The organism is Ramlibacter tataouinensis (assembly GCF_001580455.1).
Lineage (GTDB): Bacteria > Pseudomonadota > Gammaproteobacteria > Burkholderiales > Burkholderiaceae_C > Ramlibacter > Ramlibacter tataouinensis_B.
On sequence record NZ_CP010951.1, the window covers coordinates 3,022,838 to 3,045,625 of the forward strand.

Annotated in this window: 14 protein-coding genes; 5 read left to right on the plus strand and 9 right to left on the minus strand. The window is 66.8% G+C overall.

Translation table 11 applies throughout. The annotated features are described in order from the left end of the window. Window positions 1-10 precede the first annotated feature (10 nt). Complete coding sequence (locus UC35_RS14330) at window positions 11-1,141, plus strand: glycosyltransferase (protein ID WP_061500817.1); 1,131 nt, start codon at window positions 11-13, stop codon at window positions 1,139-1,141. Here the strand turns inward: UC35_RS14330 and UC35_RS14335 are convergent. From UC35_RS14335 to gmd, 3 genes are read right to left on the minus strand one after another with little or no spacing between them, the layout of a single operon-like run. Continuing rightward, the gene (locus UC35_RS14335) at window positions 1,117-2,262 is read right to left on the minus strand and encodes a glycosyltransferase family 4 protein (protein ID WP_061500819.1); all 1,146 of its coding nucleotides are present in this window, start codon (window positions 2,260-2,262) and stop codon (window positions 1,117-1,119) included. The genes UC35_RS14330 and UC35_RS14335 overlap by 25 nt on opposite strands. After that, a complete protein-coding gene (locus tag UC35_RS14340; protein ID WP_061500820.1) occupies window positions 2,262-3,107 on the minus strand; it encodes a GDP-mannose 4,6-dehydratase in 846 nt (281 codons plus the stop codon). The genes UC35_RS14335 and UC35_RS14340 overlap by 1 nt, the downstream gene beginning before the upstream one ends. After that, the gene (gene gmd, locus UC35_RS14345) at window positions 3,104-4,180 is read right to left on the minus strand and encodes a GDP-mannose 4,6-dehydratase (RefSeq protein ID WP_061500822.1); all 1,077 of its coding nucleotides are present in this window, start codon (window positions 4,178-4,180) and stop codon (window positions 3,104-3,106) included. The genes UC35_RS14340 and gmd overlap by 4 nt, the downstream gene beginning before the upstream one ends. A gap of 260 nt (window positions 4,181-4,440) precedes the next feature. Between gmd and UC35_RS14350 the strand changes: the two genes are divergently transcribed. From UC35_RS14350 to UC35_RS14360, 3 genes are read left to right on the plus strand one after another with little or no spacing between them, the layout of a single operon-like run. Beyond that, complete coding sequence (locus tag UC35_RS14350; RefSeq protein ID WP_158513907.1) at window positions 4,441-5,760, plus strand: FecR domain-containing protein; 1,320 nt, start codon at window positions 4,441-4,443, stop codon at window positions 5,758-5,760. A 26-nt stretch (window positions 5,761-5,786) separates the two neighbouring features. Beyond that, window positions 5,787-7,694, plus strand: coding sequence for a CHASE2 domain-containing protein (locus tag UC35_RS14355; protein WP_061500825.1), 1,908 nt, complete (start codon window positions 5,787-5,789; stop codon window positions 7,692-7,694). Continuing rightward, window positions 7,691-8,833, plus strand: coding sequence for a hypothetical protein (locus tag UC35_RS14360; protein ID WP_145979463.1), 1,143 nt, complete (start codon window positions 7,691-7,693; stop codon window positions 8,831-8,833). The genes UC35_RS14355 and UC35_RS14360 overlap by 4 nt, the downstream gene beginning before the upstream one ends. Here UC35_RS14360 and UC35_RS14365 read toward each other — a convergent pair. The 6 genes from UC35_RS14365 to UC35_RS14390 are packed head-to-tail and all read right to left on the minus strand — an operon-like array spanning window position 8,823 to window position 16,398. Beyond that, complete coding sequence (locus UC35_RS14365) at window positions 8,823-9,512, minus strand: Crp/Fnr family transcriptional regulator (RefSeq protein WP_061500829.1); 690 nt, start codon at window positions 9,510-9,512, stop codon at window positions 8,823-8,825. The two genes, UC35_RS14360 and UC35_RS14365, sit on opposite strands and share 11 nt — an antisense overlap. Window positions 9,513-9,542: 30 nt before the next feature. Next, complete coding sequence (locus tag UC35_RS14370; RefSeq protein ID WP_061500830.1) at window positions 9,543-10,889, minus strand: TolC family outer membrane protein; 1,347 nt, start codon at window positions 10,887-10,889, stop codon at window positions 9,543-9,545. Between the two features lie 2 nt (window positions 10,890-10,891). Further along, window positions 10,892-12,256, minus strand: a complete 1,365-nt coding sequence (locus tag UC35_RS14375) for an HlyD family type I secretion periplasmic adaptor subunit (RefSeq protein ID WP_061500832.1) — start codon at window positions 12,254-12,256, stop codon at window positions 10,892-10,894. Between the two features lie 35 nt (window positions 12,257-12,291). Next, window positions 12,292-14,031 (minus strand): type I secretion system permease/ATPase, encoded by a 1,740-nt coding sequence (locus UC35_RS14380; RefSeq protein WP_061500834.1) that lies wholly within the window; start codon window positions 14,029-14,031, stop codon window positions 12,292-12,294. Further along, window positions 14,028-15,812, minus strand: a complete 1,785-nt coding sequence (locus UC35_RS14385; protein ID WP_061500836.1) for a type I secretion system permease/ATPase — start codon at window positions 15,810-15,812, stop codon at window positions 14,028-14,030. Before UC35_RS14385 ends, UC35_RS14380 begins: the two co-directional genes overlap by 4 nt. Next, window positions 15,796-16,398: a hypothetical protein gene (locus UC35_RS14390; protein WP_061500838.1), complete on the minus strand. Its 603-nt coding sequence runs from the start codon at window positions 16,396-16,398 to the stop codon at window positions 15,796-15,798. The genes UC35_RS14385 and UC35_RS14390 overlap by 17 nt, the downstream gene beginning before the upstream one ends. Before the next feature lie 399 nt (window positions 16,399-16,797). Between UC35_RS14390 and UC35_RS14395 the strand changes: the two genes are divergently transcribed. Further along, window positions 16,798-22,668, plus strand: coding sequence for a DUF4214 domain-containing protein (locus UC35_RS14395; RefSeq protein ID WP_082793209.1), 5,871 nt, complete (start codon window positions 16,798-16,800; stop codon window positions 22,666-22,668). The last annotated feature ends 120 nt before the right edge of the window (window positions 22,669-22,788 follow it).

Genomic DNA, 22,788 nt, shown 5'->3' on the forward strand with positions numbered 1-22,788 from the left:
CAAGCGCCGCATGAGAGTCCTGCACGTCTACAAGAGCTACTATCCCGACACCCTAGGGGGCATCGAACAGGTCATCAACCAGCTGGGCAAGGGCCTGGCTGCACTCGGCGACGAGTCCCGGGTGTTCACCCTCAGCCCCGGCGCCCACCCGGCAGTGCTGCGCCGGCCCGAGGGCGAGGTGCACCGCAGCCGCGTCACGCTCGAGATCGCCTCCAACCCGATTTCGATCGACGCCTTTGCCGAGTTCCGGCGCCAGTTGCAGTGGGCGGACGTGGTGCACTACCAGTTCCCCTGGCCCTTCGGGGACCTGCTGCACGTGCTGCACGGCTGCGACAAGCCGAGCGTGGTCTCCTACCAGTCGGACATCGTCCGGCAGAAGTGGCTGCTGCGGGCGTACACGCCCCTGATGAACCGCTTCCTGCGCGCGGCGACGGCCGTGGTGGCGACCTCACCGCAGTACCGCGACAGCAGCCCGGTGCTGGCGCGCCTGGGCCCGCAGGTGCGCGTGATCCCCAACGGCATCGACGAAGCCAGCTATCCCCAGCCTTCGGCAGCGGAGGTCGAGCGCTGGCGCGGCGAGGTCGGCGAGGGCTTCTTCCTGTTCGTGGGCGTGCTGCGCTACTACAAGGGCCTGGAAACGCTGCTGCGGGCGGCGAAGGACCTGCGCGGCCGCATCGTGGTCGCGGGCACGGGCCCCGAGGCCGAGCGTCTGCGCCAGCATGCCGAACGCGAGTCGCTGGCCAACGTGCGCTTCCTCGGCGCCATCAGCGACGAGGACAAGATGTGCCTGCTGCGCCTGGCCGGTGGCTTCGTCTTTCCGTCCCACCTGCGCTCCGAGGCTTTCGGCATGTCGCTGGTGGAGGCCGCGATGTGCGGCAAGCCGATGATCACCTGCGAAATCGGCACCGGCACCTCTTTCATCAACGTCGACGGCGTGACAGGCTGGGTCGTGGGGCCCGATGACGCGGCGGCATTGCGCGATGCCATGCGCCGCCTGCTCGATTCACCCGCCCTGGCCGGCGAGATGGGCGTAGCCGCGCGGCGCCGCTTCGAGGAACTGTTCACCGCGACGCGCATGGCGCGCAGCTACCACGAGCTCTATCGCGAGCTCCTGCCTCAGCCGACGAGCGCCCTCGCATAGGCCGCCTTGGTCTCGGCCGCGCAGCGGTCCCAGGTGAATGCCGCCGCGCGCTCCAGGGAGCGCAGCGACAGCCGGGCGCGCAGCCCGGCGTCCTCGGCCAGTCCGCGCATCGCATCGGCCAGTTGCGCGTCGTCCATCGGGGCCACCTGGATGCCGGCATCGCCCACCACCTCGGGCAGCGAGCTGACATTGGAGACGATCGCCGGCACCCCGCAGCCCATGGCTTCGAGCGGCGGCAGGCCGAATCCTTCGTACAGCGAGGGATACACCAGGGCGAGCGCGCCGGCGGTGACAGCCGCCAGCGCCTCGCGCTCCACGAAGCCGAGCAGGCGGACCTGGCCGCTGGCCAGCAGCGGCGCCATGACGCTGTCGATCGCGCTGGTACGCCAGCCCTTCATGCCCGCCAGCACCAGCGGCAGGCGCTGCCGCAGCTCCTGCGGCAGCCGAGCGTAGGCGCGCAGTGTCGTCTCGATGTTCTTGCGCGGCTCCAGCGTTCCGAGGGAAAGGAAGTAGGCGCCATGCGAGAGGCCGTGGGCGGCCAGGACGTCGCGCGTGGCGGGCGCCGGCATGGGCCGGAACACCGGGTCCAGGCCGTTGGGGATGGCCAGCACGCGCTGCGGCGCCAGCCCGAACACCTCGATGAGCTCGCGGCGCACGAACTCCGACACCGTGAGCACGAGGGTCGCCCGGCGCAGCCCCGGCTCGAAGTACCGGTCCATGTCGCGCACGCGTTCGGCCGGGTGCGTCTGCGGATAGCGCACCCACGACAGGTCGTGCACCGTGAGCACGATCGGCCCGTCGAAACGCAGTGGCAGGAAGTTCGGCTCGTGGTACAGGTCGAACTGGCCGGCGCGCATGCCGGCGTCGAAGCGGCGCTGCCGCAGCCAGCGCTGCATGGTGTACACGTTGGGCACGATGTCGCGCACCCAGCGGCGCGAGCGCAGCACGCGCGGGCTGCCGCCGGCGCGGACCTCGCGCCCGAATTCGCGCCCGTAGAAGAACAGCATGTCCAGGGCCGGATCGCGCGCCAGCCGGCTGGCCAACTGGAAGGAATACTGGCCGACGCCGGTCAGGGGCACGGTGAGGGCCGCACCGCCGAAGACCACCCGGGTGGCTGACATCAGCTCGCCAGCATCCAGGCGAGCGTGTCCTGCAGCTGGTAGGCGGTCGTGGCACCGATCGTCTGCTGCAGGCGCGCCGGGTCCCCGCACAGGCGGTGCACTTCGTTCGCGCGCACCAGGGCGGGATCGGTCCGGACCTCGATCCGGTGGCCGGTGAGATCCTGCAGCAACCCGATCACGGCGTTGAAGTCGTGGGTGATGCCGGTGCAGATGTTGTAGGCCGACCCCGGCGTGCCAAGTTCCAGCAGGCGCAGGTAAGCTTCGCAGACGAAGCGCACGTCGTTGTACTCGCGCTGGACGTCCAGGTTGCCCAGGTTAACGGTGGGACTGCGCCTCTTGAAGTGCCCGACCAGCTTCGGGATCACGAAAGCCTCATGCTGGCCCGGGCCGGTGTAGTTGAACGGCCGGGTGATCACGACGGGAAGCTGCGGGAACCGGCTGCGGGCCATCAGTTCGGACGCCACCTTGCTCATCGCATAGTGGTTGACCGGCGCGGGCGGCTGCGACTCGGCGATCGGCGATTGCTCGCAGTTGCCATACACATTGGCGCTGCTGGCCAGCAGAATGCGGCGCCACGGCCGTCCGGTTTTGGCCAGGGCGTCGAGCAGGTTGAGGGTGCCGAACAGGTTGACGTCGTAGAAGCGGTGCTCGTCATGGTGGCCCACGAAGCTGATGGCGGCCAGGTGGACCAGCGCATCGGCCTGCACCGCTGCCGCTTCGGCCTGGGTTGCTGCGGCATCGGTGAGGTCGGCGCGGAACGGCAGGACTTCATGGCCCTCGCGCTCGGCGACGGCCTGGAAATGGCGGCCCGTGAAGCCGTCGCTGCCGGTCAGCGCGATCCTCAAAACGAGAAGCCCCGCTCGTTGCGACGCAGGTCGGCGTCGACCATCAACGCGCACAGCTCTTCCAGCGAAGTGCGCGCCTCCCAGCCGAGCTTGTCGCGCGCCCGTGAAGGATCGCCGATCAGGAGGTCGACTTCCGCCGGGCGGTAAAACTTCGGGTTGACCTTCATGACCACCTTGCCGGTCGCGACATCGACTGCCGTTTCATCGACACCGCTGCCGCGGAATTCCACTTGCATCCCGGCGCCGGAGAAGGCCATCCGCACGAAGTCACGCACGGGCACGGTGCGGTGGGTCGCCAGCACGAAAGTGTCCGGCTCGTCCACCTGCAGCATGCGCCACATGCCTTCGACATATTCCTTGGCATAGCCCCAATCGCGCCGCGCGTCGATGTTGCCCAGTTCCAGCACGTCCTGCTTGCCGAGCTTGATGCGCGCCACGGTGTCCGTGATCTTGCGCGTCACGAACTCGCGGCCACGCAGCGGCGATTCGTGGTTGAACAGGATCCCGCTGGTGGCGAAGATGTCGTAGCTTTCGCGGTAGTTGACCGCCGTCCAGTGCGCGAACAGCTTGGCGACGCCATAGGGGCTGCGCGGATAGAAAGGGGTGTCCTCCCGCTGTGGCACCGCCTGCACCTTGCCGAACATCTCAGAGGTCGAGGCCTGATAGAAGCGGATCTTCGGGTTGGTCAGGCGGATCGCCTCGAGCAGGTTCAGTGTGCCCAGGCCGGTGATCTGCGCGGTGGTCGTGGGTTGCTCGAAGCTGACCCCGACGAAACTCTGCGCGGCCAGGTTGTAGACCTCGTCGGGCTGTGCCCGCTGCAGCAGGGAGATGCTGGCGCCCAGGTCCGTCAGGTCGTACTCGACCAGATTCAGGCGCGGGTGGTCGCGCACCCCGACTTCCTCGAGCCGCCAGAAATTCACCGAACTCGTGCGACGGTAGGTTCCGTGGACCGAATAGCCCTTCTCCAGCAGGAGCGCACAGAGGTAGGCGCCGTCCTGGCCGGTCACGCCCGTGACGATGGCAGTCTTGGCCTCTTTGGCGGTCTTCTCGGTCAATCCGGCTGCGATCCCCATCTAATTCTTCTCCCTTCGTTAAAAAGTTGACCGTTTACCCCTTCAGGAGCAACGTCAGCTGGTAATGCGAGGGATTTTGCCCGACAAAGGTCGGGGCTCTTTACCCAGCAGCAGGGCGACCGGTGTTGTAATTGGGCAAAGGATGAGCCTGGCTGCAGCGAGAACTGTGCTCGCCATCACGTTTTCTACTCGGCTGGCGTGTTATTTTGTTGCAAATGAAATACCTCTGCGGCATTTTCTGTAGCGCTGTGGCAGCTTTCGTGCTGCCGGCAGTTGCTCAGGCGCAGCCGGACAACGGTGCCGGCAGCGGCGAGGTCATGTTCATTTCGGGCAAGGCCGAGCGCATTCGCGCGGATGGCGCGGCCAACTCGGTGAGCAAGGGCATGCTGGTGCTCGAGGGTGACCGCATCCGCACCCAGCCCGACAGTCATGTCTATGTTCGCCTGCGCGACGGCGGCCTGCTGGTCGTGCGTCCGGCGTCGGAACTCCATGTGGAGCTCTGGCGTTTCGACCCCGCGCGGCCGCAGGATTCCCAAATCAGGTACTCGCTCGTTAACGGCGTCGCGCGCCACGTGTCCGGACAGGGCGCCAAGGCCGCCCGCGAGAAATTCCGCTTCAACACGCCCATGGCGGCCATTGGCGTGCGGGGCACCGATTTCACGGTGCTGGCTGACGCCAAGGTCACGCGGGTCTCGGTGCACTCCGGCGGTGTGATCATGAACAGCCTGGGCGAAGGCTGCCAGCGCGATGCCTTGGGCCCCTGCGAGGGACCCTCGGCGGTCGAGTTGTTTGCCGGCGCCAAGGACAAGCTGCTGCAGTTGCAGGCGGGCGAGCGCCGGCCGCAGCTGATCGATGACCCGTCAGCCAGTCCCGACCGGGCGCGACCGCCGGCGGCCGCGGAACCGGTGGCGAAGCAGCCTGCCGGCCCCACCGAGGTGAAAGTGGCGGATTCGCGCGGTTCCGAGCTCGTCACCGGAGGGGTGACCTTGCCCAACCCGCCGGTCCTCGACCCGACTCCGCCGGTTGTCGTGACGCCGCCGCCCCCCACGCAGCCGCAGCAGCCCGACCCGCCGGTCGCCGTGTGGGGCCGCTGGGCCGCGGTTTCCGAGGGGGACGCCGGCGTCGTCAGCGCGGAGGACGTGCTCAATGGGCGCAACCTAGTATCGATCAATCGTTTCTACGTGCTGGCATCCAACCCCACCATGACCTCCATGGCGCTGCCGGGCGACGGCGTGGGCCGTTTCAGCCTGACCGGGCATGAGGGCGTGATCACCGACAAACCGACCGGCATCTCTGTCGTGTCCAAGGCATCGGACGGGTCGCTGAAGATCGATTTCGGCTCCCGCAAGTTCGAAACCTCGATGAAGGTGTCCGCGGGCGACCTGTCGGCGTGGATCGCCGCCAGGGGTTCGGTGGACCCCAACGGACAGTTCCAGTCGGAAGCTTTCTCGCTGATTCCGAACGCCTCCATCGTCAACGGCATCGTCGGCGGCAAGGATGCGGGTGAAGCCATGTACCTGTACCAACGGGAGTTCGGCGGCCGCTACGAGGCGACGGGAGCGACTTCCTGGCGCAAGTAAGCGCGGCGTGAACAGGTAGTCCTAACTTGCGCAACCATCGCGCTTCTTTTCGCTGGGCGCTCATCGCGCTGCTCGCGGCGCTGTCGATGGCGATGCAGTGGGCCTCGCCCCGCATCCCGGTCCTGTCTGCCCTCGACCACCTGATCGGCGATCGCCTGCACCTGATGCTGGCGTCGGACGAACCGGAGCACCGGGTCGTCGTCGTTGATCTCGACGAGTCCAGCATCGCGGCGCTGGGCCCCTGGCCCTGGCCACGGGCGCGCATTGCCGACCTGCTGGAGGCACTGGCCGGCCCCTACGGCGCCCGTGCCGTGGGGCTGGACATCGTTTTCCCCTCGCCGGCCGATGCCGCGGGCGACGAGCGCCTGGCCGCGCTGGCCGATTTCGCGCCGCTGGTGCTGGCGCAGGCGCTGGATTTCGAGCAGCGCGACCACAACCCGCAGGTGGCCAGCGGCAAGCCGGTGTTCGGCGCGCCGGCGCTCCAGGAGGCGCCCGCCGGCATTGCCGCCACCGGCTACCTGGCGAACCACGACGGGCTGGCGAAGGCCCGCTGCGTCGGCAACATCGGCCATCGGCTCGATCCCGATGGCCGCGTGCGGCGTGTGCCCCTGATGGCCAGCTGGCACGGGCAGGGCTCGCCTTTGCTGCCCGTCGCCATGTTGGCGTGCCCCATGCAACGCGGCGCCCCGGTCAACGCCTTCGATCACCTGCCGCGGCAACTGCGCGAGGATGCGGAGTGGGCGCTGCCTTTCTCCCGCCGCTGGGAGGCCTACACCGTCATTCCCGCGCGATACGTGCTCGATGGCAGCGTGCCCGCGGATCTGCTGCGCGGGCGCTGGGTGCTGGTCGGGTCGTCGGCGCTCGGCCTGAACGACCGCGCCGCCACGCCGCTGGCCGCCAGCGCGGGCGGCGTGATGGTGCATGCGGCGGCCATGACCTCGCTGCTCGACCACATCGAGGGCAAGACCGCCGGCCTGGGCGGCAGCGGCCGCTGGATCGCGGCGCTGTGGACGCTGCTGACGCTCGCAGCGGGTGCCTGGGCGCTGGGGCGTTACAAGGCCTGGTGGCTGATCCCCGCAACGATCGCGGCCTTCGCCTCGTGGCTGGCGATCGCCGGCTGGCTGGTCCTGCAGGACACCGCCTTCAGCCCCAGCGCGCCGCTGCTTGCGTACGTGCTGATGCTGTTCGTGATCTCGGTGGAGCTGTGGATGATGCAGCGCGAACAGGGTCAGCTGTTGCGATCCTTCGCCTCCTACGTGGCGCCTTCGGTGCTCAATGAGATGTTGCGCCAAGGGCTGGAGAACCCCATGGTGCCGCAGCACCGCGAGATCACGGTCATCTCCGCGGACATGCAGGACTACACGGGCCTGACCAACCGCTCCAGCCTGCAGGAAGCGGCGCAGCTCACGCGCGAGTTCCTGCAGTGCCTGACCGAGCCGATCCTCCGTTACGAAGGAACGCTCGACAAATACACCGGCGACGGGCTGGTGGCCTTCTGGGGTGCGCCCTTGGTGAACCCGCTGCACACGCACCGGGCGCTGGAGGCCGCGCAGGCCATGGTCGCCAACGTCCGCGCATGGAACGAGCAGCGCGTCGCGCAGGGCCTCGCGCCGGCGCGGGTGCGCATCGGCGTCGAAGCCGGCTCGGTGCTGGTCGGCGACCTCGGAACACGCTTCCGGCGCACGTATACTGCCGTGGGCGATTGCATCAACACGGCGAGCAAGCTGCAGGCAATCGCCAAAACCCTCAGTTGCGATCTGGTCGTCGGGCCGGTGGCAGCGCGCCTTGCCGCCGGCAGCGCGCTGGTGCCGGTGACGCAAGTGCAGCTGCCGGGTCTTCGAGAGGCATCCGTACTTTGGTCTTTCCCTTCTTCGAGCGGTTCGCTGCCCGACGCGGCGACGCGCCCGGGCGCGGTTGCGACGGCCGCAGGATGAAGGCGCGGTGGCTGTGGGTCGCCGCGCTCCTGGCCTGCTGCGCGGCGGGCCGGGCCGCCGCCTCCGATGAAGAGGCCCTGTCGTCGCGCGGGGTCGCCGGCGAGATCATGGACCGGGCCGTGGAGCATTGCCGGCGCGGCGAGCGCGATCAGGCCATGGCCATGTTCGAGGCGATCCGCGTCCAGCTCGACCCGCCGCCGGCCCTCCTGCGCCTGGTGCAGGACCTCGAAGCCAGCGGCTGCGTGACGCTTCCGGTGGCGTCGGGCTCCGCCTTCCGCGTGCAGGTCGGCGGCGGCTGGGACAGCAACGTGAGCCAGGGCATCACCGCGCACAGTCTGGTGATCGGAAGCGGCGAGAACAAGGTCGAAGTCGACCTGGACCCGAGCTACCGGCCGCGCTCCAGCACCTTCGTGCAGGCCGCCGCGGACTACAGCGTGGCGCTGCCCCGGTGGGATACCGGCCTGCTGTTCTCGCTGGCCCAGCGCAGCAACCTGCAGGAACCTGCGTTCGATGTGCGGGCCTTCTCGGCGGCCGCCGCGCGCGAATTCCGGATCCTGCCCTGGGGCACCATGCGCGGCCAACTGGAGGCCCAGGAGATCTGGCTCGGAAGCCGGCATTACCAGCGCAACGCGGTGGCCGCGCTGCAGTGGCTCTATGCCTACGGGCAGGGCGGGTTCTGGCAGGCGACGCTGAACGCGACATCCGCGCACTATTTCACGCAGGCGTCGCAGAATGCGTACCTGCTGGAAGCGGGCCTGCTGCGCGAATGGCGGGTGAACGCGTGGCAGTACCTCGAGGCGGGGGTCTCGCTGCTGCGCGACACCGCGCGCGGCGCGCGCCCGGGCGGCGACCGCCTGGGGTGGCAGGTGCAGCTCGGCGCCGTGGCGCTGGCCGGCCAGTGGCGCTTCAAGCCACAGCTTTCCTACTACGACTGGAGCAGCGACGAGCTGTTCGCACCCGGCCTGCTCGACATGCGCAGGCACAACCGCCTGAGCCAGGCAAGCCTGCAAGCCGAGCGGCCCGTCTGGACCAACACCTCGCTGCTGCTGGAATGGCGCGGCCGCCGGGCGCGAGACACGATCGCGCTGTACACGTACAACGCGCAGGTGCTCAGCGCGACGCTGGCGCTCAGATTTTGAAGTCGTTGGGCGGCGTGTTCTGGCTCGCCAGGCGCCGCAGCCGGGGCGGGTCGCGCACGATCAGCCGCCGGAAGTCCTTCTCGAGCACGCCCGAGGCGACCAGTTGCGCGATCGCCCGGGACACCGTCTCGCGGCTGGTGTTGATCATGATCGCGATCTCCTGCTGCTTGGGCAGGTTCTGGATCACCATCAGGCCGCCCGGCATCTGCTGCCCGAGCTGCTGCAGCAGCGCATAGACGCGCTGCTGCGCGTTGGGGATGGCCAGCAGCGCGCGAAACGCCGACAGGTTGCGGACCAGCGAAGCCAGGTGCTTCATCATCGCTTCGGCCGTGGCGGGCAGCTTGTAGAACACCTCGCGCGCGGCCGCCTGCGGGATCAGGCCCACGGTGGAGGGCTGCAGGGCGATGATATGGGCCGAGCGCGGCAGGCCGTCGATCACCGACAGCTCGCCGAAGAAGCTACCGGGCTTGATCAGGTTCAGGCCGATCTCACGGCCGTCTTCGGCGATGTCCACGGCCTGCAGCGAGCCGGAAAACAGCAGGTACAGGCCGTCCGCCACTTCCTCCTTGCGGCACACGATCTCGCGCCGCCCGAAGTTCTTCAACCGCATCAGCCCGCTGGTGATCTTGAGCTCGTCCTCCGGCAGGTTGGCGAACAGCGGAAACTGGCGAAGGTCCATTGATTGGATAGCGTGAGCGGGTCCCCTGGCTCAATGCTGGAGCCAGCCGTTCATTTCGTCAATGTTCTCCACCTTCAGTCCGCCGGCGAGCGCCTTCAGGCGCACGCGTGACAGCATGTAAGTCAGACGCGCCTGCGACAGGTCGCGGCGCGCCTGTCCCGCCTGCTGTTCGGCGTTGAGGATGTCGATGCGCGTGCGCGCGCCGGCCTCGAAGGACCTGCGGGTGGACACCAGCACCTGCTCGGAGGAGCGCACCGCCTGTTCCAGCGCCCGCACCTTCAGCACGCCTTCGGTCACACCCTTGAATTCCTTGTGGATCCGCACGCCGAGGTCGCGCCGCAGTTCCTCGAGCCGGCTCTCCGAGCGCTCGAGCAGCGCCAGCGCCTCGCGCGCCTGCGAATTGACGTAGCCGCCCTGGAAGATCGGCACCGTCAGCTGCACGCCGATCTGCTTCTGGTAGTAGCTGGTGTTGAGGCGCGTGACGTTTTCGCTGGTGCTGCGCGAGACCTGCGCCACGGCGTCCAGCGTGGGGTAGTGGCCGGAACGCGCCTTGTCGACGTCGGCGCGCGCGGCTTCCACCTGGGCGCGGGCCGACATCAGTTCCGGGCTGGCCGCTTCGGCCAGCGAGAGCCATTCCTGCGTGGTGGCCGGCGCCGGAGGGGTCAGCTGCATCCTGGACACATTCAGCTTCGACAGCGTGGTCACCGGCTGGTCGATCAGCACCTGCAACTGCCGGCGGGTCAGGTCCACGTTCTCGCGCGCCTCGACTTCCTGCGCCACCGCAAGGTCATAGCGCGCCTGCGCGTCGTCGATGTCGGTGCGCGTGCCCGCGCCGGCCCGGAACGCCTTGGTGGCGGCGTCGACCTGGCCGGCATAGGCCGCCTTCTGCAATCCGATCAGTTCCAGCTGGTCTTCCGCCAGCAGGGCCTCGAAGTAGGCCCCCGTGACGCGCACCACCAGGCTCTGCTCGTCGCGCTCGAGCGTGGCGTTGGCATCGGCAGCCACGGCTTCGGCACTGCGGTACTGCGCCGTCAGGGCCTTGCGAAACAGCGGCTGCCGGATCACGAAGGTGTCGTTGTTGCTGTTGTAGCGGTCCTGGTTGTTGATTTCCTGCCCGGGCACCAGCGGGTTGGGCGTCTTGGAGTCCAGGTCGTTCTTGAAGCGCGATGAATTGATCGAGACGCTGGGCAGCAGGGAGGCGCGCGCCTGCGGCAGCCGCTCGCGGCCGGCCTCGCTGGTGGCGCGCGAGGCGCGGATCGTGGCGTCGCGCTCCGAGGCCAGGCGATAGGCCTCGGCCAGGTCGATCGACCAGGCCGCGGACGCGGCGCAGGCCGTCGCGGCCGCGACCGCCACCGCCCGAAGGAGGTCTCTTGTCATCTTCAAGCCTCCTTCATCGACGCCGACATCCGCTTGTACAGCGGGCCGAGCAGGTAGGTCAGGAGCGAACGCTCTCCGGTCCGGAAGATCATTTCGGTCGGCATGCCGGGCTGCATCTGGTGCTTGCCCAGCTTCTTCAGGCCCTCGGGGGTCACCGACACGCGCGCCAGGAAGTAGCTCTGGTTGGTCGCGGGGTCCGTGATGAGGTCACCGGAGACCGAAAGGACCTTGCCGTCCACGACCAGTGTGGGCGCGTTGGCGAAGTTCGCGAAACGGATATCCACCGGCAGCCCCGCGTGGACCTTGTCGATGAAGTTCGGTTGGACACGGGCCTCGAGCAGCAAGGGCTCGTCGTTGGGCACGATGTCCATCAGTTTCTGGCCGGGCTGGATCACGGCGCCGGGCGTCTGCACGGCCAGTCCCACCACCTGGCCGGTGGCGGGCGCCTTGATGTCGATGCGCGCCAGGTCGGCCTGGAGTGCGCGGAATTTTTCGACCTCGGCCAGCGCCTCGCGCGTCACGTCGGCCATTTGGCCTTCAGTCTCCTTGCGGAACTCCTGCTGTCGCGAGATCGCGCGGCTCTTGAGGTCACCGATCGAGCGGCGCGCCCGGAGGATGTTGCCTTGCAGGTCGGCCAACGAGCTATTGGCTTCGGCCACCATCCGTTCCAGTTCGAACTGGCGGTTGCGCGGCGCGTAGCCGTCCGCGACCAAGCTCCGCGTGTTCTTCAGTTCTTCGTTCAGCAGCGACAGTTGCGTGCTGCGGCTTTCGATCATGGACGTGTAGGCCTGGATCGAAGCTTCCATGCCCTGAACCTGCTCGCTCAAGGACTGCAGGTCTGCGTTCAGCGCGCCACGACGCGCCGCGAGGAGCTGCTCCTGCGTGAGCATCTGCGCTCGAATCAGCGGGTCTTGGCCGGCAGCTTCGATAAGTTCGGGATGGAAGGTGATCTTGGCTGCGCTCGTCTGCTCCGCCGTCAGCCTCGATTGCATGGAACGCAGTGACAGGTAGCGCTGCCGGGAGGCCTCATAGTTGGCGCGTGCCGTTGCCGCGTCGAGCTTGATCAGGACCTGGCCTTCCTTGGCACTCTGGCCTTCACGCACCAGCACTTCCTTGACGATGCCGCCGGTCAGGTGCTGTACCGCCTTGCGCTTGGTATCGATGGATACTAGGCCCGGTGCGGCCACGCCCTCATCGAGCGGCGCGAATGCGGCCCACAGCATGAAGCCGCCGAAGCCGATCGCCAGGGCCCACAGGCCGATGCGGGTTGCGCGCTTGCCGTCGTCGGCCAGTACAGCCTCTTCGGCGGCGGCGTCCAGTTCGGTGCCCTCGGGCCGGGCGGATTTGAGGAAAGGGATGTTGACCATGGTCGTTATCGCTTGGAATTCAGTTCGGGAATAAGTCAGGCGGGCTGGGGGGGCAAGGGACCACTGCCCGTATCGGACTGGGCTGCCATGTGCTGGCGCCTGGCGAATTGAGTCACCAAGTCGCGAGGACCGTTAGCGACCACCTCGCCGTTGTTGAGCGCCAGGATCCAGTCGGCCACGGCGAGGGCGCCGGGACGATGGCTGACGATAAACACCGTCTTGCCCTTGGCCTTGAGCTGCGCGACCGCGTTCATCAGCGCGGCTTCGCCGGCGTCGTCGAGGTTCGCGTTCGGTTCATCGAGCACCACCAGTGCGGGGTCGCCGTAGACGGCCCGGGCCAGGGCGATGCGCTGGCGCTGCCCGCCCGAGAGTACGCTGCCGGCCTCGCCGATGGGCGTGTCGTAGCCCTTTGGGAAGCGCAGGATCGATTCGTGCAGGCCGGTGATGCGCGCCGCAGTGATGACCTTTTCAGAGTCGATCTCCGAAAAGCGCGCAATGTTCTCGGCGATCGTGCCATCGAAAAGCTCGACGTCCTGCGGCAAGTAGCCCAGGTGCGGTCCCAGTTCAAGGCGGTTCCAGCCTTCGATCGGGCTGCCATCGAGCAGCACTTCGCCGCTGACGTCCGGCCAGATGCCCACCAGCGTGCGCGCCAAGGTCGACTTGCCGGACCCGGACGGGCCGAGCACCGCCACCACCGTGCCGGCGGGGATCGCGAAGTTGATTTTTTTGAGGATGGGCGCTTCGCGGCGGGGCGCTGTCGCCTCGACGCCGCGCAGCGTGATCTCGCCGGTAGGCGCCACGCGCGTGAGGGCCGGGTCGCGCTCGGGGAAGGTCCCCAGCAGCTTCTCCAGGCGCTCGAACGCGGCGCGCGCGCCAATGAAGCTGCGCCAGGAGCTGACCATCATGTCGATGGGTGCGAGGGCGCGGTTCATCAGCACGTTGGCTGCGATCATGGCGCCGGGGCTCAGTTGGCCGTCGATCACCAGCAGCGCACCCGCGCCCAGCGATAGCGACTGCTGGCTGTAGCGGACAAATTTGCTCCAGGCCGTGACTCGGTTGCTCACCGCCTGCGACTGCGTCTGCCGGGCCAGCGCCCTGACGTGGCGCTCGCGCCAGCGTTGCTGCAGGTTTCGCACCATGCCCATGGCCTCGAGCGTTTCGGAGTTGCGCAGCTTGCCCTGCAGGAAGAGGTTCACCTCCAGGTTGGCCTTCACCGCCTCTTCCGAAGGCGCCACCGTGTGGCGGTGGCCGAACCAAGCCAGCCCGACCTGAACTATTGCGAACACGATTGCGAGGATGCCAAGCAGCGGATGCAGCGCGAAGCTGACCGCGATGTAGATGGGCGTCCACGGCGCGTCGAAGAACGCAAAGATGCCCTGGCCGGTGAGGAACTGGCGCACCTGCAGCAGGTCGTTGAAGGCGCGCTGCGGGCTCAAGCCGCTGCTGTCGAGGTAGGCCTCGAAGCTGGCGTTGAAGACGCGGGTACCCAACTGCTCGTCCAGGCGCACGCCGGTGCGCACCAGCAGCCGCGAGCGCGTCCACTCGGACATCGCCATCACCGCGAACAGGAACAGGCAGATGAGCGACACCGCCAACAGCGTCAGCTCGCTGTGGCTCACCAGCACGCGGTCGTAGACCTGCAGCATGTAGATGGTCGGCGTCAGCATCAGCAGGTTGGCCACGGCGCTGAACAGGCCCACTATGGCGAATTCGCGCCGAAACGACCAAAGGGTCGCGGCCAGTTCGCTGCGCTGGAAGAAGGTGGGGGTCTTCATGCGGTCGTTTCCTTCGCGGCGCGTGCCGGGGCGGCCTGCTGTTGGCGGGCCTGGGCCTGTGCCTGGGCCTGTTGGTTGGCTTTCTGCATCGCGGCCAGGACTTCGTCGCGCGGGCCAAAGGCGGCGACCGTGCCGTCGCGCAGCACCAGGAGCTTGTCGGCAACGCCCACGATGCTGGTGCGGTGCGTGATGACGACGAAGGTCGTGCCCCGCGCCTTGAACGCCTGGATCGCGGCGCTCAGCGCGGCGTCACCCACCTCGTCGAGGCTGGAGTTCGGCTCGTCCAGCACCACGAAGACCGGGTCGCCGTACAGGGCACGGGCCAGGGCCACGCGTTGGCGCTGGCCGCCGGACAGGCGCGCGCCTTCAGGGCCGACCTCGGTGTCGTAGCCGTCGGGCAGATGCATGATGAATTCGTGCAGGCCCACGGCGCGGGCGGCGTTCTCGACCTTTGCCTTCTCGACCTTGCCGAAGCGCGCGATGTTTTCCGCCAGCGTGCCGTCGAACAGCTCCACGCCCTGCGGCAGGTAGCCCACGTGGGGGCCGAGTTCGCTCTTGTCCCAAGTGTACAGATCGACCCCGTCCAGGCGCGCCTTGCCGCCCGCGGATGGCCAGACGCCGGTGAGCACCCGGGCGAGCGTCGTCTTGCCGGAGGCCGAAGGGCCGATCACGGCGAGCACTTCGCCGGGATTGATGCCGAAGGACACGCCCTTGAGGATCGGGGTCTGCGTGCCGGGCGCCGCGGCCAGCAGGTTCTCCGCGGCGAGCATGCCACGCGGGGGCGGCAGCGGCATGGAGTCCTGGCGCGCCGGCAGGGTGACCAGCAGCTGGTTCAGGCGTTTCCAGGCGTCGCGCGTGTTGACGCCGATGCGCCACTGGCCCACGAACTGCACCAGCGGCTGCAGCACGCGGCCGCCGAGGATTGAGCCCACCAGCATGTGGCCGCCGTTGCCGCCGAGCTCGTTGCGCAGCATCAGCCAGGCACCCAGGCCGAGCAGGAGCGAGCCCATTACGGTCTGCAAGAACTTGGAGATCGCCGAGTAGAAGCCGGCGCGATCCGAAGCCACCGCCTGCAGTCCGAGGAATTCGCGTTGCTTGGCGATCCAGCGCTTGTGGATGTTCCCGAGCATGCCCATGGCCTCGATCACCTGCGCGTTGCGCAGGCTGCCGTCGGCATACTGCTGCGCGGCGATCGAGCTGCGGCCGGCCGCCGACAGCGGCGGCTGAGTGCTGGCTTCGTTGGCCCACGCGACCAGCGACTGCAGCACCGCGCCCACCAGCGCCGAATAGCCCAGCACCGGGTCGATGAAGAAGATGATGGCCAGGAAGACGAGGGCGACGGGCGCCTCGATCATGGACTTGAGCAGCGGCGACGGCAGGAACTCGCGCAGCGTGCGCAAGTCGGACATGGGCTGTGTGGTGCCGCCCGGCAGCCGCTTGAGGTTGGCCTCGAATAGCAGGTGGAAGAGGCGCGGGCCGAGCTTGCGGTCCAGCGCCAGGCCGGCGCGGTGCATCTGCTCGCCGTGCGCCCATTCGAGCAGCTCCATGACGGCGTAGGCGGCCAGCACCATCAGGGTCAGCATGCCGAGCGTGAGGTGGTTGCGGCTGTTCACGACGCGGTCGTAGACCTCGAACATGTACCAGGTGGGCATCAGCACCAGCAGGCTCGCGATGATGGAGAACCACGCGGTGCGCACGAAGTAGGGCCGCAGCTCGCGCACGGCCTCCTGCAGCTCGGTGGTGGGGGCACGCAGGGCGCGCGGGTCAACGGGGTTGCTCATTCATCTCCTCCACCATCACGTACTCGGGCATCTCGGCCGTGGGCAGGTCAGGGGTGTCGTCGGTTTCCGAAAAGGCGAACTGCAGCTCAAAGCTGCCGGCGCGACTGCGGGACAGCACGATCTCGCGCAGCTTCTGCTGGTGGAACCTCGCTTCGTCCTTCACGTTGAGGTCCAGTTTGAAGCGCATGCGGCCGTCCAGCGTGTACATCGACAACTGGCCTTCCTTCAGGCTCAACGTGTGGCGGTCGAAGTACACGGGGCAGGTGCTGGCAAAGCGGAGCAGGGGCAGCGGCTTGTCGCCGAGCTTGGTCAGGTTGAAAGGGCTGCCCGGGCTCTGGAACACCATGCGGCAGTGGCGCGACACTGAATAGATCGCGTTGCACACCATCTGCGAGCCCATCTGCGGAAACTGCTCGCGCAGCGGCTTGTAGGCCATGTGGTGCAGCGCAACGCGGTTCCACACCCGTGTCTTTTGCACTAAGGGCGCCAGCGCGTTGCAGGCCTGAGAAAAAGCGGCCTGCAAGGCGACGAGCCTCGCAGCCTGTTCAGGCTGGGCGTTCAGCGGGACGCGGAGCGAGGAATTCATATAGGAAGCGAATTGTTCAGCTTCCTATATGAAGAGTCAACCGGTTATTGACGGAACCCCAGGTGCTATCACTTTTATAGCGTCTGTCTCAACTATATGGAGCCTGGGGACACACTCTGTTGCCCGGCCTCTGGGGACGCGGTTACAGGTGGCCGGGAATATTTAGCGAAAACCCAATGAAAACAAGGACTTGGGTTACAAGATTCATGTGGCCGACCTGCAACAAAATCTTCCAAAAAGTGATTCAGATCACAAGATACGGCTGAGGACCCTCTATAGTCGCGCCTAGCCCTAGCGGGAGTATTGGCTCGTATTGGGTCAGGGCTCGCAAAGGCGAGGGAGTCTCGACTCCCGAGCTTTCAACGGATTGACGGCACACATTCTCATCAGGAGCTGCAAATGGCGGTTACGCAAACACAGTTGACCCAACTGTATCTGGCCTACTTCGGTCGTCCCCCGGACTTCGATGGCCTGAACTTCTATCTGAACCAACCGAACGCCACCGTGCAGTCGGTTGCTGCGGCGTTCAGCGCATCGCCTGAATCGCAGGCCCTGTACGGCACCACCTTCGGTGCCGCGCAGATCGACGCGATCTACATGAACCTGTTCAACCGGCATGCCGAAGCGGATGGCATCGCATTCTGGTCGAACGCCGTGAACAGCGGCGCGATTTCGCCTGCCTATGCGGCCTACAACATCCTGATCGGCGCGCAAAACGCCGACGCGGTGTCGGTCGCCAACAAGATGGGGATCTCCACGCTGTGGATGCAACACCTCAATACCGCTGAAGAGATCGTCGGCTACAGCGGCATCGCGGCCGTCGAGGTGGCTCGCCAGTTCCTGGCCACCGTCGATTCGACCGCAGCCAGCGTGACCGCCGCCACCGCCAACGTCGACGCAGCGATCGCCGCCTCCGTCAACGCCCACTCGACCGGTGGCGTCGCCCTGACCTCCAGCGTCACCACGGCCAACGAAGGCACCACCGTCTTCTTCACCCTGGATACGGCTGGCAAGGCCGCCGGCACCCAGTACACCTACACCATCACCGGCGTGAACGCGGCTGATGTGGCTGGCGGCCAGCTGACCGGCACTGCTACGGTCGACGCCAACGGCAACGCCGTCGTCCAGGTTACGCTGACCAACGACGCCGCCACGGAAGGCGTCGAGACGCTGACGCTCTCGATGGCCAACCTGAGCAAGTCGGTCACTGTCAGCGACACGTCCACGACCCCGGTGCAAACGTTCGCGCTCGGCGTCGCCGGTGGCGCCACGTCCGTCGACGAAGGCCAGAGCGTGGTGTTCACGCTCACGACCACCAACGTGCCCGCTGGCACGGCCTACAGCTACGTCATCACCGGCGTGTCGGCTTCCGACGTCGCTGGCGGTCAACTGACCGGCACCGCCATCATCGGCGCCGACGGCAAGGCCAACATCCAGATCGCGCTCGCCGCCGATGGCTCGACCGAAGGCGCTGAGACGCTGACCCTGACCGTCGCCGGCCAAGCCGCGAACGTCACCGTCAACGACGTCTCCACGGCGCCCGTCCCGACCTTCGCGCTCGCCGGCAATGTCGCCGCCGTGGACGAAGGCGGCACCGTCTTCTTCACGCTGACGACGACCAATGTCCCCGCAGGCACCTCGTTCAGCTACACGCTGACCGGCGTGTCCTCCGCCGACGTCGTCGGCGGCTCGCTGACCGGCACCGCCGTGGTCGGCGCCGACGGCAAGGCCGTCGTCCAGGTCACGCTCGTGAACGATCTGACGACCGAAGGCGCCGAGACGCTGAACATTGCCATCGCCGGCCAGTCTGCGTCCGCCACCGTCAACGACACCTCGCTCACGCCCCCCGCGCTGCTGACCATCAGCGCCACGGACGTGATTCCCGCGCGCGACACCAATGACGTCATCATCGGCCAGCTGGGCACCATCACCACGCTGCACGCGTCGGACGCCGTCCATGGCGGCAACGGCGACGACATCCTGCGCGTGATCGCCGACAACGGCGCCACCAGCGTGAATGGCTTCGTCATGGACGGCGTGGAAACGCTCGAAGTTGACTCGTTTGGCACCGGCGTCAATCTCGGCCTGGTGAACGTCACCGGCCTGCAGAACGTCCGCTCCGTCAACAGCACCGGCGACATCACGCTGGGCAACGTCGGCAACGTGGTCAATCTGGATCTCCAGGGCAACGGCAACGACAGCATCGATGTTCGCGTGGGCTACACGCCTGCGGCGCGTGCCCTCTTCACTGACCAGGTCGTTTCCGTCTCCGATTTCAACGGCGACGTTTGGGCGGGCGATGTGGACGGTAACGGCACCGAAGCGGCCGAGATCGCCTCGCACGGTTCTGTCGGTTCGGACCTCACGCTGCACGGCGTGGACTACTCGACCGTGACCGTCACTGGCGAGGCTGAGCTCACGCTGGGCATGGCGGACGCCACCCTCACCACGGTGGCGGCCGGCGCATTCGACGGCGGCCTGAACTTCTCGGGCGAGATGACGGACGACGCCACGATCACCGTTGGCAACGGCGACAACTCCTTGCAAGTCGGGTTCGGCGACAACGGCACCATCGTGACGGGCTCCGGCGACGACAACATCGACGCGAGCGGCGGCTCCGACGCCTCCATCTCGGCTGGCGACGGCGACAACTACGTCACGTTCGACCTGGACATCGACGCCAACGTGACCGCGGGCTCGGGTGACGACGACATCGAGGGTTCGGTGCACGGCGCCAGCGGCAGCTTCGATGCCGACCTGCAGCGCTTGGTGGGCACGGGCGAAATGAACGTGGCTGCCGGCGACGGCGACAACTACGTCGCGATCGATGCCGACAACTATGTTGGCCAGATCAACGTGATCACTGGCAGCGGCGACGACACTGTCTACACGACGACGGCAGAAGACAACGCCACCGATCTGACCGTGAACGTCGGCGACGGCGACAACTACGTCAGTACCAACCCCGGTACCGGCGGCGAGGACTTCCACAACATCAGCATTACCGCCGGTTCGGGCGACGACGGCGTCCAGGTGGGCAACGCCAACTCGATCATCATCGACGTGGGTGCAGGCTCAAACGAGGTCATGACGGGTTATGCCTATCAGGAGTTCCATCACGACCCCGTCACGCATGTTCCGACTGACGCTGTGTCCGGTTCCGGCGACATCACGATCAATGCCAGCGCCGGCAACAACTTCGTGGTTGTGGGCGGTGCCGAGGACGTGCTGACGATCAACCTCGGCGGCGAGGCGGGCGACACGAACACCGTTGACGTCTACGCTGTCGGCAACCAGGGCAACATCACGACCGGTGCGGCCGACGACTACGTCCAGGTGTTCAGCGTCTCCGGTTCGCTCGACGCCAACCTCGGCGATGGCGACAACGTGTTCAACCTGGGCGGCTATGGCGGCTCCACCGAGAATGCCGATGTGACCATCACGACCGGCGCGGGCGATGACCAGATCAACCTGTTCGGCGGCGGATCGGGCAGCGGTGACATCGCTGCCACGCTGGACGTCCAGACGGGTGCCGGCGATGACATCGTCTCTCTGGGCTACCAGGGTCTGGAGCACTTCGATTCGGACACCAGCACGTACTCTGCGGCTGGCTACACGATCGACGGCGGTACGGGCGCCAACACGCTGGCCGTGGACACCCTCGATCACGTGAGCGGCGAAGACGACTTCGCGAACGTCACCAACTTCCAGACGCTGCAAGTGAACGGTGATGCGTCGGGCAGCTTCGATGGCATCCTCACCGGCGCGAACAACACCGGTATCAACCACTATGTCTTCACGGGCCCGGTGGCTGATGACCTGGAACTGACCAACATGGTCAACGGCGTGACGGTCGACTTCACGAACGGCAACTCCGACAACTATGACTTCGCGCTGGATGTGATCGATCCGGAGGGCTCGAGCGCGACCATCAACGTGGCGCAGCAGGCTGGCGACGAGTTCGAGTTCGACACGACCGAAACCAACGTCGAGAACCTGACGCTGAACGCCAACGTGACCCTGAGCGACTCGGGCCAATCCGATTTCGCGTACGTCCAGTTCAACAACTTCGTTGCCGACAACCTGACGACGCTGACGATCACTGGCAACACCGAAGTCGACATCTACGGCAACGAATTCAGCCTGACGCAGCTGACGACCGTCAACGCGGGCGCCATGACCGGTGACCTCACGCTCGACCTGGGTGGCGTGATCGAAGCCGCTGGCCTCACGGTCCTGACGGGCTCGGGCAACGACAGCGTCACCATGGGCATCGGCGACGCGACGGTGAACGTCGGCAACGGCGACAACGACGTGTACGCCACGGAAGGCGGCGACGTTACCGTGACGGCCGGCTCCGGCGACGACTTCGTCCAGATCGGCACCTCTGGCTCGACCGACACGGTCTTCGCCGGCGAAGGCGACAACGTCGTGTACTCGTACGGCGACGTCGCGAACGTCGTCGCAGGTTCGGGCGACGACTACGTCCTGGCCGTTGGCAACGCCACGATCAATGTCGGCGACGGCGACAACGAGGTGTGGTCGTTCGGCGATACGGCGACGATCCGCACGGGTTCGGGCAGCGATTTCGTCTACGTGGCGAGCGGCGCGGTGTCCGACATCGACACCGGTGCCGGCGACGACACGATCGAATTCGCTGCAGGTGGCCTGACTGCCTCCGACAAGATCGAAGGTGGTGCTGGCGACAAAGACACGCTGATCGCCAACGGCTCGCTCGGCACGCAGAACGACGCCTTCTTCTTCCAGATCGACGGCATCGAAACCCTGCAACTGAGCAGCGGCGGCAACGACCTGACCCTGGGCCTGATCGCCAGCGTCGGCGGCCTGGCGCACAACGGCGGCCTGAAGAACGTGGTTCTGAGCGAGAACGGTGACGACATCCTGCGTGTGACGGCCGACTTCGGTCGTAACCTCAATGTCACGCTGGGCAACGGCAACGATTCGGTGATCAGCCAGCTCGCCTCCGCCAGCGTGAACGTGATCGCCGACGACGTCCAGCTGACCAATGCCGACCACCTGGTGGGCGGTGCGGGCACCGCAGATACGGTGACGCTGCACACGACTGGTGCCGGCACGGCCGACCTCGACGCCCTGGACATGGGCTTCGACAAGGTGGTGGTGTCGCAGACCGAGGTGGGCGACGACATCACGCTGACCGGCACGGTTGACATGAACGCAGGTGGCGCTCTCACCATCGACGCCGCGTCGATGGTGGATGACCTGAGCGACCCGGACAACCTGCTGTACGCCGGCGACTTCACGTTCGACGGTACCGGCACCACGAACGCGGTGACGATCACGGGCGGCAGCGGCGCGCAAAGCGTGTACGACATCACGACGGGCACCGGCCTGGCAGTGATCAACCTCGGCAACACCCACGGCGACGACGTGATCAACGCCGGCGGCGCCGCCACCGTGACGCTGGGCAACGGCAACGAGACCGTGGTCATCGCCGGTAACAGCAACGTGACGGCCGGCAATGGCAACAACAGCTTCGACCTGAGTGGCACCACGGCTACCCTGAACTCCGGCAACGGCGCCAACACGGTGGTCGCCGATGCCACGACGTCCAACACGGTCTTCCTGGGCACCGTTGGTTCCATCTCCACCGCGGCCAATTCGGTGACGGTCGGTGCCGGCAGTTCGCACGACTCGGTGACGATCCGCGGCAATGGCAATGAGACGGTGATCGCCAAGGGCGCCAGCGTCGATGTGTCGGCCATGGGTTCGGGCAACCAGAACGTGGACGCCAGCCTGACGACCGCTACCGACCACATCACGACCGGTGCCGGCAACGACACCATCAAGGGTGGCGCGGGCGCCGACGTGATCATCGCCGGCAATGGCACCAACACCATCACCGGTGGTGCGGGTGGCGACACGATGACGGGTGGCTTGGGTGTGGATACTTACATCTACAACCTGGCTTCGGAATCGTCGGGCGTGAACGTCGACACGATCACGAACTTCACGGCTGGCACGCTGTCGGGTCACGATGTGATCAATCTGTCCGCTGTCGCGACTCTTGCGGGCCTGGCCGGCGGTGTTAGCTTCATCGGCAACGTGAGCAACGGGACCATCGCCAACACGGCGCTGCCTGACGCCCCCACCACGACGCTGAACGTGGTTTTCGTGACCAGCGAGCACACGCTGTACGCCGACGTGAACGCCAACGGCGTGATCGACACCGGCGACATGGCGATCGAACTGACCGGCGTGAACAGCATGAACGCTGCCAACATCGCCTGATCGGCGTGATCCGCTGAACCTGCGCTCCGGCGCAGCATGAAGGCCAGCCCGCAAGGGCTGGCCTTTTTTCATGGTTCCGGCGCTTTCACCAATCCGGCCTGCTGCCGAAGCGCAAGCTCT